The sequence below is a fragment of the Alteromonas sp. 1_MG-2023 genome, assembly GCF_030547075.1.
Lineage (GTDB): Bacteria > Pseudomonadota > Gammaproteobacteria > Enterobacterales > Alteromonadaceae > Alteromonas.
This window is the reverse complement of record NZ_JAUOQH010000005.1, coordinates 182178-194591: the sequence shown is the minus strand read 5'-3', so window position 1 is coordinate 194591 and position 12414 is coordinate 182178. Positions and strand designations below refer to the sequence as shown.

The 12414-nt window shown below is 44.0% G+C and carries 10 protein-coding genes; 6 read left to right on the top strand and 4 right to left on the bottom strand.

The genetic code is table 11. The features are described from left to right. Window positions 1-64 precede the first annotated feature (64 nt). Together Q4561_RS07495 and Q4561_RS07490 are read right to left on the bottom strand one after the other, a co-directional pair. A complete protein-coding gene (locus Q4561_RS07495) occupies window positions 65-883 on the bottom strand; it encodes a hypothetical protein (RefSeq protein WP_303458770.1) in 819 nt (272 codons plus the stop codon). A gap of 163 nt (window positions 884-1046) precedes the next feature. Further along, complete coding sequence (locus Q4561_RS07490; protein WP_303458768.1) at window positions 1047-3413, bottom strand: TonB-dependent receptor; 2367 nt, start codon at window positions 3411-3413, stop codon at window positions 1047-1049. Window positions 3414-3585: 172 nt separating this feature from the next. Here Q4561_RS07490 and Q4561_RS07485 point away from each other — a divergent pair, with 172 nt between their 5' ends. From Q4561_RS07485 to envZ, 5 genes are all read left to right on the top strand, one after another. Then, window positions 3586-4263 carry a TetR/AcrR family transcriptional regulator gene (locus tag Q4561_RS07485; RefSeq protein ID WP_303458767.1) on the top strand — a complete coding sequence of 226 codons (678 nt, stop codon included), beginning with the start codon at window positions 3586-3588 and terminating at the stop codon, window positions 4261-4263. Then, window positions 4260-4994 (top strand): hypothetical protein, encoded by a 735-nt coding sequence (locus Q4561_RS07480; protein WP_303458765.1) that lies wholly within the window; start codon window positions 4260-4262, stop codon window positions 4992-4994. The genes Q4561_RS07485 and Q4561_RS07480 overlap by 4 nt, the downstream gene beginning before the upstream one ends. A gap of 101 nt (window positions 4995-5095) precedes the next feature. Further along, window positions 5096-6193, top strand: coding sequence for a DUF2855 family protein (locus Q4561_RS07475; protein WP_303458763.1), 1098 nt, complete (start codon window positions 5096-5098; stop codon window positions 6191-6193). Window positions 6194-6417: 224 nt separating this feature from the next. Further along, window positions 6418-7140, top strand: a complete 723-nt coding sequence (gene ompR / locus Q4561_RS07470; protein WP_303458762.1) for a two-component system response regulator OmpR — start codon at window positions 6418-6420, stop codon at window positions 7138-7140. A 44-nt stretch (window positions 7141-7184) separates the two neighbouring features. After that, entirely contained in the window at window positions 7185-8501 is a 1317-nt protein-coding gene (envZ, locus tag Q4561_RS07465; RefSeq protein ID WP_303458760.1) for a two-component system sensor histidine kinase EnvZ, read from the top strand. On the opposite strand, the gene Q4561_RS07460 is transcribed toward envZ, so the two are convergent. Then, window positions 8492-9667 (bottom strand): sugar MFS transporter, encoded by a 1176-nt coding sequence (locus Q4561_RS07460; protein ID WP_303458759.1) that lies wholly within the window; start codon window positions 9665-9667, stop codon window positions 8492-8494. The two genes, envZ and Q4561_RS07460, sit on opposite strands and share 10 nt — an antisense overlap. 532 nt (window positions 9668-10199) lie before the next feature. Between Q4561_RS07460 and Q4561_RS07455 the strand changes: the two genes are divergently transcribed. Beyond that, complete coding sequence (locus Q4561_RS07455) at window positions 10200-10691, top strand: hypothetical protein (RefSeq protein WP_303458757.1); 492 nt, start codon at window positions 10200-10202, stop codon at window positions 10689-10691. 138 nt (window positions 10692-10829) lie between these two features. Here Q4561_RS07455 and Q4561_RS07450 read toward each other — a convergent pair whose 3' ends face one another. Continuing rightward, entirely contained in the window at window positions 10830-12392 is a 1563-nt protein-coding gene (locus tag Q4561_RS07450; RefSeq protein ID WP_303458756.1) for a phosphoenolpyruvate carboxykinase, read from the bottom strand. Between the last annotated feature and the right edge of the window lie 22 nt (window positions 12393-12414).

Genomic DNA, 12414 nt, shown 5'->3' with positions numbered 1-12414 from the left:
CGCTTTTACCTACCAATGCTCCTTTTTATTTACTGCATTCATCTTTATCTACTAGCGCTCCTCTTTATTTACCTACGCTCGCTTTTAACCGTAAACGAAAGCGAAAAATTAGCATTGCTGCCGATATGATAAAGAGTCCAAAGCTATTAGGTGTGCTAACACTTGAAATTTGCTGAGTAGAAACTTGGTTAAGACGAAAATACAACATAGCATCGGCAACCGTCTCTCGACTTGTTATCCCATCATCAAACGTTTCATAATAATCAAAAGATCCACCGCCAGACTTCCCATTATCAATGGTACCGTCATCTACCCATAAAATTTCTTGTAACCAATCGGGTTGGGGCTCACTTACACCAGGGACGGGCCTAAAGTCAGTTAAAAAATCAATCAAGCTATCTGAGATACCGAACGCAAACTTTTTATTGATGAAGGTCACTTCACCGTTAACCGTAGTCTCTTGCTGTTCAGTATCTTTCAGCCCAAAACTGTCAGGAACAGCATCACCATATTCATCAATACCACCGCCATATTCCAAAAATTCATCGGTCACGTAGCTGTCGTACATGGCGTTATAATCATAATCACCAGAGAGCACGTAGTTTTTACCTAAAATTTCAAAAAATGTGGTGAGGGCACCAGGGTCGCTATCGATATTGTTCCACCAGTAATAAGAAACTTCTTCTCGCCCACCTATGGCAAGTTCAGTATCCATAATCATATAACCGCTAATTTTAGTGCCTATCACTGAGGGGTCCCAAAAGTTGCCGACTATATTGTCAATTTCAGTAACTTCACCTTCAAATGAAAACTTCACTAAGGCCGCCGATGATGAAAACGACAGCATCATTGTTAATAGAATTAATACGTTGCGCTTTAACATGCTCTTTTCCTTTGAACATTCCGCTTATATAGGTATTGGTACAGTGCCTACACAAACGCTAAGGTAGACTTTAGTATAATAAATAAACAGCGCAGTGCTAGTATTTAAGCGGGTGCGTGGGGAATAAAGGGTTAACCGTTCTGATTAACCCATGAGGGGCAAATTAATATTGTACGCTAAACGTAGCGCCAACGAGTCTGTCTGCGGTTTTAGGAACAAATTGAATAACAGACTCTCCCACGCCTGTAGAATCTACGAAAGCGGCTAGGTTATTCACGTATTGGGTATCGAAAACATTCTTAACGAATAATGATACTGAATACTTCTGTGAGGCTGACCGATAGCCTACGAAAATATCTGCAATACCATAGGCACCTTGTAAGGTTGCAGGGTTTTGATTGGCATCGTATTGCACCTCAGACTGCCAGCGATGATTTCCTTGTAAGAACCAACTTGCCCCATTACTGAGTGCATCACTTTCATAGCGTACCCCAGACACTAGCTTAAATTCCGGTGAAAAGGTGGTGGTTTCTCCTGATACATCTTTTGTGCCTGAGGTTGAGGCAGAGACTGAGCAGGATGGAGAAGGATCGTTAGTGTAACAAGCAACTGAATATGACTCGTATTGTGCATCTAGCCACGTCGCTCCCACCGTTAGCGTGATGTTATTGGTCGCCGCTAACATGGTGTCTATTTCTATACCTCGTTGTCTTGTTTCACCCGCATTAGTGGGTCTAAAAATGACATCATTTTCGTCAAAATAAGAGACCTGAGTGTTTTCGAAGTCTTGCCAAAACAACGCTGTGGATAGATTGAGCCTACGGTTAAACCACTGCGCTTTATAACCCAGCTCATAAGCATCAACATACTCTGGGTCTAAGGCTGCACTGTCTGGTAAAGCGAAATCAGCACCTGGGCCTTTATAGCCTCGTGAGTAAGACAAATAAGCATTTGCGCCTGAGTCCAAGGCATACTGAAACGACAACTTACCCGTGGTTTCGGTATAAGTTTCTTTGCCTTCACCTAAATATCTTGGCTCTGGTAAGTCGCCTTCCTCTAATACACCACGCTGTTGTACATCCCACTCAAACACATCGCGCTGTGCGCGTAGCCCTAATGAAACGCCAAGCTTGTCACTTAATGCATAATCTAGCTGACCAAAAAGCGCATAATACTGGGTGGATACATCGGTAAGTTGATTGTACGACTGGCTAGCAATAAACGCTGCCGGCACAGGCACACCCTCACAGTTACTGTAAACAGGCCTAGCGGCCACCAAGTCATAACATACCGTACGCCTTTCTTGATTTACACCAAGGTAGGTGGTTCCCCACAGATAAGCGCCTACCACATATTGAAGCGAGCTGTCGTGAGTAGACTGAATCCTAAATTCTTGCGACATTTGCTCGGTGTCTTTAACACTATTCACTACACCTCGAAATGACGGCGTTCCCACGCCAATATAGGCACTAACTGGAATATCTACTCCGGTAGAATCTATATCGAGTGCATCATCCATCTGCCAGTTTCTATAGGCTGTAATTGACGTGATTTGGTGTTCGTCTAACCACCAATTAACCTCTGCACTCAGCCCCCAATCTTTGGTGTCGTAATGATTAGGATCGTTAATGTTCACTTTCCTATTGCTTTCACCCGGTACAACCGGTGTTAGCGCATTAATATCACTAGCTTGCGCCGAAGCCTCGCTCACGGCACGAAATACTCGCACCCCAGAAGGTGCACTGCTATCGGAATAATCGGCGATAAACATCACTTCAACATTATCACTCGCATCCCATTGCAGCTTACCTCTAGCTCCTATCGCCCGCTCTTTATCTAGCGAAGGGCCGCCGTTGTTAACGTTTTCAATATGATTGGTCCCCACGTATTCGTAGTTACCTGAGAATCGGTAGGCGATAGTTTCAGATATAGGCCCTGTGACAGTCCCTTTGGTATTCCATTCACCATACTCGTCGTACGACGCAGTTGCGCTCATTTCAAGCTCATCGAAGTTTGGCTTCTTGGTAACAATATTTAATACGCCCGCAGACGCATTTTTACCGAATAACGTGCTTTGCGGCCCTCTTAGTACTTCTAATCTTTCGGTGTCAGCAAAATTGCCAAAGAACTGCCCCTGCCGTGCAAGCACAACACCATCAACTACCGTTGAAACACTTGACTCTACCGTGGCTGAGTTAATGGTTGTTCCCGTTCCCCGAATATAAATACTCTTTTGGAACGGCGACAAATTATCCTGTAACGAAATAGAGGGAGAAATATGTACTACATCTTCAAAGTCATTAATTCCACTGCTTTCTAGCGCATCCCCTGTCAATGCTTGTACCGACAAAGGCACCTCTTGAATTGATTGGGTTCGCTTCTGTGAAGTCACCTCTATCACTTCTAGAGAAGGGCTGGTTAGCTCTCCTGAGTCTGTGTCATTTGACTGCACTTCATCTGCTTTAACCGTAAACCCGCACAACATCATATTAATACCAACAACTGCTCTAAACACCTTCATCTTTTCCATATTTGCTCCGTAGGCAAAACCAGCCCTGTTACATTAAATTTACAACAAAGAAACATTAGACTAACCTTAATTGCACACATGTGCAATATTGCACTATTGTGAAATTTAGGTATTATGGCGTGAAGTGCATTACATTTAGTGACATTAAACCTAGCGAGAAAGGCCATTTAAATTGAAAGAAACAAATACCTCGAGTGAAAACCGCTTTACCCGCAAAAAGAATAAAACGCGGGCAGCACTCATGGCCATTGCAGTCGAGCTTCTAGATAAAAAAGGGTTTGATGCTGTAACCGCAGATGACATTGCAGAAGGTGCTGATGTAGGCCGACGGACGTTTTATAACTACTTTGAAGGCAAAGGCGAGTGTATCACCGCCGCTGTTAATGCGAGGTTTGAAGGTTACGCACAATTTCACGCTGACAGAATAACTACCTTGTTTACTGCCCCTGACACAGCCGTCTCTGATACAGATACGCTTCACGCAGACAGCGCAGATATAGTGGCAAGTATGGCTAGCGCTATGTTTCAAAGTATCGCTAACGATCCCATTACTGAAAAGCTCACGGCACACCCACATATTTTAAATAACGCAATCACCGAAAGTCAGCGTGATTTTTTAACCGCTAATATTGCCAACGGCGTAATGACGGGACGATTCAAACCTATGACCTCGCCACAAATCGCCGAGCCCATCACGAGTTGGGGGTTTATAGGGTTAATAATTGCCTCTATTGGCCGTCAAAGCCAAGCTGAAGATGCTACTGAATGGGCGCGGTTTATACTCACGATGATAGGCCTATCTCACCAAGAAATAGATGCAATCAGCTTCTTTAAAGGCAGTAAAAAATGAATAAGTTAATGTTAACTATCGTTGTAATAATAGGGCTTTGTATCGCTATTTGGGGTATCAACCCTTTTTCTGACTATCGTGAAACGTCAGGGCTTTTTAATGCTAAGTATAATAATCTGGAAACCGGCGTTTCCACCCAGTCCAATGGGGTAATGGTAGTAAAAGCCCTTACTCGTATGCCAAATGTAAAAGCCAAGATGGTGCACTGGTGGTTTGCCGATTACTTGCAAACTACTACTCATTATAAAATGTGGCACCCCACCGCGCATGTCTGGATGGATTGGGAAAATAAACGTGATGGCGAAATTGTTGGCGCAAGCCACCTTGTTCACGAATATATTGGTGAAGACCTGCAAAAGCTGCGCATTCAGTTTGTTGACCCCACCGAATTTTTTCCTGACTACACACCTTCAAATAACGAAACACTATTGTGCGCAAAAGCAGGTCAATTAGAGGGAAATTTGAATTTATCCACTATGTGTCACTATATTCGCGATACTCAATTTGGCGCTGAAATGCGTTCTATTTTTTGGATGGGACACGTGGCCAAACGTGACGGGAATAATGAAGTATTCTCCATTGAAGGGGTATTTGGCAATACAGCATTAGTAAGGTATCTATTGCTTGATCACGGCATGGCTAATGATTTGATGACCCATGCTATTGAAGAAATGGGAACACTTGCAGATTTTCTGCCGCAGCTTTATGAAGAAAATGTGCCCACTACCTAGTGTATTCGCGAGCCCTATAACAATCTATTTACAACCTAAAGTCGAAAACCCATTAAAAGTGCGTCATCGTAGTCTATTGAAATCAGATTTAAGGTGACGCCATGACAACCGTAACCAGTACGCAGATATGGGTAAAAAAAGACAAAATTGATGACACCCAAGTTGTAGATAAGACCCTGTCTACCGATGACTTAGCTCAAGATGAAGTTTTGCTTGAAACCGATAGCTTTGGTTTTTCAGCCAATAATATTACCTATGCTGCGCTTGGTTTTACCATGGGCTACTGGGGTTTCTTCCCTGCTGATGAAGATTACGGCATTGTGCCTGTATGGGGCTTTGCTACGGTTGTCGCCTCCAATCATGCTGATGTTAAAGCAGGCGAAAAAGTGTTTGGTTACTTGCCCATGGCAAGTCACTGGGTAATTAAGGCAGGAAAAGTAGCACCTCACGGATTTTCTGATATACACGAAAACCGCAAAAGCATTAGCCCCGTGTACGACCTATACCTACGCTGTGCCGTTGACCCTGGCCATGATGCAAGCCGCGAAGCTTGGCAGTTAAATTTTCGTCCGTTATACATGACATCATTTGTGTTGGATGATTTTGTGGACGAGTGTAGCCAAGGTGAGTCGTTATTGCTTTCAAGTGCATCTAGCAAAACCGCACTGGGTACAGCTCAACTGCTGAAAGATCAAAAAAGTCACAGACATGCTAATTATCAAGTAATAGGGTTAACCTCTGCTTCAAATGTAGACATGGTGAAAGCCTCAGGGTGCTACGATCACGTATTTAGCTATGACGATGTAGAAACTTTATCTAAAGATCACCAGTACTGGCTACTCGATTTTGCCGCTAATGGCACTCTGATAAATTCACTAGGCAATGCACTTGGCGACAGGCTCTCGAAGGTTACCCTCATTGGTGCCACCGATTGGAAAGCCGAGCAAAAGCCCAATAAGAAAGCCTTAGATGCCGAGATATTTTTTGCCCCTGCACGGGTTAAACAACGCCAGCAGGAATGGGGACACGATGGCTTTTTAGCAAAATACGCAAAGGCGTGGCAGGGATTCGCGGGCAAAGTTCAAGATACCTTTTTTGAACAAGAACACACAGGCTCTCAGCAAATCGTTGCCTTATATTCCGATACCTTAAACGGCACCGCCGACACCACAGCGCTTAATGTTGTTCGGTTTGATTAGTTTGTACCTAAACGGGGCTGTCTAACTTATTTGTACCTAAGCGGTACTGTCTAACTAATTTGTACCTAAGCGGTACTGTTTAACTAATTTGCACCTAAGCGGTACTGTCTAAACCTATATCTGACACTATTTGTAACAAAGAGAGGAAGGCTTTCATGCATTCCTCTCTTTTGTATTTGGTAACGAGTCGTTATAGTGAGGAAAAATACTATTAAAGGCATGTCATGGGTCAGGAAACGTCTAAAATTCTCGTTGTCGATGACGACATGCGCCTTCGTAGCCTGCTTGAACGCTATTTAGTCGAACAAGGTTACCAGGTGCGAAGCGCTGGAAATGCAGAGCAAATGGATAGATTGCTTGAGCGCGAGAACTTTCACCTTATGGTGTTAGATCTAATGCTTCCTGGTGAAGATGGCTTATCTATATGCCGACGTTTACGCCAAACAGGCAGTGAGCTTCCAATTATTATGCTGACCGCGAAAGGCGATGAAGTCGACAGGATAATTGGCCTTGAAATGGGCGCAGACGATTACTTGCCTAAGCCATTCAACCCTCGAGAGCTTCTTGCCCGGGCCAAAGCCGTGTTACGCAGGCAAAATAGTGAAGCTCCAGGCGCACCGTCTAAAGACGTACAAATTATTGAATTTGGTGAATATAAACTGAACTTGGCCACCCGAGAAATGACCGCTGGCAGCACCCCCCTTACCCTTACTAGCGGCGAGTTTGCAGTGCTAAAGTCTTTAGTTACCCACCCTAGGGAGCCCCTTTCTCGAGACAAACTTATGAACCTAGCCCGCGGGCGAGACTACAGCGCCCTAGAACGCAGTATTGATGTTCAAGTATCGCGATTGCGTAGAATGCTAGAGAAAGACCCAGCAAACCCAAGGTATATTCAGACCGTTTGGGGCTTAGGCTATGTATTCGTTCCCGACGGTGAGCAGGCATAACTACCGATGGGCAAAACCCAGTGTTTACATAGGTCGATAAAGTAGTGCGCCTGGTTCCTCAAAGTGCATTTGGGCAAACAGTAATGCTGATTGGCGTACTTTTGCTTATTAACCAAGTTGTTTCATACCTTTCCGTTACTTATTATTTTATTCAGCCTAGTTACCAGCAAATTAATAGCCTACTTGCCACGCAAGTAAAGTCGGTATTGGCTGACGATTTACTAGTAAGTAATGCTGAAAGTAGGGCCCGCTATTACAACAAAACCGACATTCAAATATTGGATGCCAGTAAGGCTAGAACTAAAGGGTTAGAAAGTGCCGTTTATTATGGGTTTATGTCATCTCAGGTAAGCAAACAAATTGAGCAACTTGCAGACGTGCGCATTAGTACAGTTTCGCAAAAAACCGATGCCAGTGCCCCTTATACGGTGTGGATTTCCTTGTCTCGCTACCCCGACACTTGGATTGCTATTCCCATAACTGGCTTAAACGAAGCGAATATTTCACCGTTGACCATGTATTTAATGGTGATAGGTATTTTAAGCGTGGCTGGAGGATGGTTGTTTGTAAGGCGTATGACCATGCCGCTGTCTTCGTTGCAAAAAGCAGCATTAGCGGTAGGTAAAGGCGAACACCCAGCACCACTTAAAGAGCAAGGTAGCACGGAAATGATCCAAGTTACCCGGGCGTTTAACCGTATGAATCAAGGTATCAAGCAACTAGAGCATGACCGAACGTTAATGACTGCGGGCATCTCTCATGACTTGCGCACCCCGCTTACGCGTATTCGTCTTGCATCTGAAATGCTGCCCGAGTCACAAAACTGGATTAAAGACGGTATTGTGAATGATATTGAAGATATGAATGCCATCATCGATCAGTTCATCGACTACGCCCGCTATGACACAGAAGAAGTTAAGGAAAATACAGACTTAAACAGCCTGATTAAGGAACTAGCGCAGGCTCGGCATATCGAAGATAAGCATCATATTACGCTTAAACTTAACGATATTCCGTTACTCGATTTACGCCGCGTGGCCATGAAGCGAGTTATTGATAATTTAATTGAGAATGCGTTTCGCTATGGTTCAGAAAATATCGTTATTACCACGTTTTATAACCGCAATGATAAGCGAGCTTTCTGTAAAGTGCGTGACTTTGGCCCTGGTATTCCCGCTTCGGAGCTAGAGCATGTGTTTATGCCGTTTGCCCAAGGCAACAAAGCCCGAAGTATATCGGGCTCTGGTTTAGGTTTATCGATTATTAGGCGTATTGTAGAAGCCCATGGTGGCGGTGTGGAGCTGCGTAATCATCCGCAGCAAGGTTTGATTGCGGAGTTCTATTTACCCCTTCATGCGTAACCGTGCTGTTTCACCATTCGGCTGTATGCCCACGCTGCACCCCATAGAATACAGCCGCCTATTGGAATCACCCAAAACGCCGTAGTCAGCGGCACATAGTTGGCCCACAATCCGGTAGAAAAAGAGGCCACTTGCACACCGGTTGAATTGCCAATAATACAGATGCCAGATAAGACAGGGCCGTTGTCACTATCAATATTCATGGCTGCCGACAACATAAGTGGAAATAGCCCACCTAAGCCAAGCCCTAACAGTAAGTTACCTGCGCCCATACTGTACAAACCGGTCATTAATTTTATTGCAAATACGCCGCACAATGAGGCTGTAGCCAAAATAACGATAAGCCGATGTACCGACATAAATCGAAGTAAGAAAGGAAAGACTAGCCGGCTTATTACCATACCCGCAGTAAAACACGCGAGTAGGTTTCGAGATTGTTCACCGGTAAACCCAATGCCGTTTTGGGCATAGCTTACAAACCAATTAGCGTTGCCAAACTCTACCGCGCCGTAGCCGAAACTAAGCAGCGCCATAAATATAAATATAGGCTGTTTTGCTACTGCACCAAAAGTGAGGGTTTTACGCTGGGCTTTTGGTTGCCCCCGTAATAGTTTTGCTTGCGAGTGCGCTGCCATAAAGGTATACGCCGATAACGCCAACATAAATAATGCGAGTACCTGAATTGGCCTACGCCAATTTTCTTCTTGAAGATAAAGCAAGGTAACAAAAAACGAAGCGGCAAACGTACCCAAGCTGAACATAAAATCCATCAGCCCCATCATGGTAAAGCGCTTTTCTTCGTACAATCGTGCAATAAGTGTATGACCGATAGTAAAAATTGAAGAACTGACTACACCAATAACTACTGCCACCACCAATACCCATTGCCACCCATGCAGCATTGAGATAATCAGCAATAATACAGCGTTCATACCTAATAACGAGGCTAACAAGGGCATGTAGTCAAAGCGGCTAATATACTTACCTCCAACCACAGCCCCCACCATCATGCCTAAAGAAAACAGCGAGAAAAACAAACCACTTACCAACTCTGACATACGTAGGTCGGCTGCAATATCTGGAAGCAAAATACCCCACAATATAAACAACATGCCCAGTAAGAAAAAACCGGAAAATATGACAACAGTAATAGGACGACGGCTCATCCATGCTCCTTTACAAACAGGGTTCTAAACGAAATAACGCAAAATATTGGTACAGCAGGGCATGATTTGTAGTTAAGAGACTTACTACAACGTTTTTTGATTTTTTGTTTGGAGGCACATTGATAACGCAGAAACGTCATCGACTACCAAGATCGCTACAGTACGCCTTTAGTATAATTCACGCAAGATAGGAGACGAAAAAAGCCCGCGGCTAAGCGCGGGCAAAATATTCTTTGGTTTAATCTTTGGTAACTCCCCAAGCCCAAGACCCTTGATTTACAAATCATCAAAAGACTGTGCAATAGTTCCCGGATCTTCTTTTAGTCTGCCAAGACTGAGTGGATTCTGCTGCCATATTATCGTCAAAAGAAACGGCTATATCGGAAACTCAGGTCCGGTGAAAGCGACATTTAAAAATAAGGTTGGGAGTAACACTGGCGTTGAGGTAAGATTTTGGCAAAGATTCAAGTTTTCATCAAACCGCACCGGATGAGAGTGCATTTTTCGAAGTTAATTATGAGCCAGTTTTGTAATGAAGTGGATAATATTTATCGTCAGCTCAACGTTGATTGGGTTTTATTGTTTCTTTAAATTGTTCCAACCCAGAGTATTTATTCATGTTGGAGATAACGTCGCCTTGGCCAAAGTGTATATAGACGCCAGTTGGAGCTTACAAAGATATCCATTTAGTAACGAGAAATTGTCTGAAATTTCCAAATTGCACGAGCTTCCACAAGGCATCACTGTTATTCAAATCCCCGTTATATACAACTCTCAAAATAAAAAAGTACCAGCACCAAACAATAAGGACAGAGAAGTTCAAATTTTTGACACTTCAATTCGAACTGAAAAAGGGCCACTCGACCCATTTAGCGCATCTTACACCCTAAGACTTATTTCCATAGATGATCGGAAGTATTGGTTTTCAGAAAGGGAGGTGGACAGCAAGCTTCTTCAATATAAAAACAATATCAATTTTACTCCTCTGCCCCAAAATTGGTTTGGATCCACATCTTTACATTAAACAGTAAGCAAATCGAAACGAAAAAAGCCCGCGGCTAAGCGCGGGCAAAACATCAATCACGTTGAGTGTGATGAAGGTTGGGAAGAGAAGGGTTGCCTTCCCTAACATTCAACTGCGCCCCTAAAAACGCAGTGTGAATTAGTTGCCAGGACCCGCCTTAACAATGGCGTCACTAACATCGTATTTTTCAAAATTCTGCTTAAAGCTATCTACTAGGTTCTGCGCATATTCTTCATATTTTTCTGCATCATCCCAGGTTTGCTTAGGCACCAGTAGATTATCGTCAACGCCTGATACCGCAACGGGTACATCAAGGTTTAGGCCTTCAATATGTTGGGTTTCAACATCGGCTAAATCACCGGATACTATGGCATCGATAATGGCGCGGGTAGTAGGAATATCGAAACGCTGACCTGTACCATAAGGCCCACCAGTCCAGCCGGTATTCACCAAGTACACTTTGGCGTTAAACGCTTTAACACGTTTAATTAATAACTCGGCATACACGCCTGCTGGGCGTGGGAAGAAGGGAGCGCCAAAACAAGTAGAAAAGGTCGATTCAATGTCAGAGGTTGAACCAATCTCTGTAGAACCTACTTTCGCGGTGTAACCACTTAAGAAATGATAAGCAGCCGCTTCCTCGCTTAGTACTGACACAGGCGGCAATACACCGCTCACGTCACAGGTTAAAAACACAACAGAGCGTGGCTCGCCGCCACGGTTCGCTTCAACCCGCTTTTCAATGTGGCTTAACGGATAGGCCGCGCGTGAATTTTGTGTTAGTGACGTATCTTTATAATCTGGGGTACGAGTGTCATCTAACACAACGTTTTCTAATATGGTGCCAAACTTAATGGCATCCCAAATAACCGGCTCGTTCTTTTGCGATAGGTCGATACATTTTGCGTAGCAGCCGCCCTCAATATTAAACACACTGCCTTCCCCCCAACCGTGTTCATCATCACCAATTAGAAAGCGTTTAGGATCGGCAGATAAGGTGGTTTTACCTGTACCCGACAAACCAAAGAACAAAGTAACATCGCCTTGCTCGCCCACATTGGCAGAACAGTGCATGGGTAATATGTCTTTGGCTGGAAGTAGGAAGTTCTGAACTGAGAACATCGCTTTTTTCATTTCACCGGCGTATCTCATGCCAGCAATAAGCACACGTTTTTTGGCGAAATTAATGACTACTACACCATCACTATTGGTGCCGTCACGCTCTGGTTCACAAACGAATCCAGGCACGTTGAGTACCTGCCATGGCGTTTCGTTATTGGCATTCCAGTTTTCAGGTACGATGAAAAGATTACGGGCAAATACATGCTGCCATGCGGTTTGCGTTCTTACTTCTAAAGGAAGTGCATGCGCAGGATCGGCGCCTACTTGAAGGTGCGATAAAAAGTGCTCTTGGGTAGTTAGATATGCTTCAACTTTGTTCCACAGGGCATCGAATTTGTTGGCATCAAAAGGCTTGTTAACCTTGCCCCAGTCAATGTCGTTTTCAGTAGATGGCTCTTTTACGATAAACCTATCGTTAGGTGAACGACCTGTTCGCTCACCTGTTTCAACCACCAAAGCCCCGTTAGTATCTAGTACACCTTCACCACGCTTTATCGCACGCTCAATCAATTCGGCGCTAGGTAAATCAACCAATGGAGCAATATTCAAATCCGTTTTTAAAGACGCTGCTGCAGTCATAGCCGTAACCCTTAATGTAATA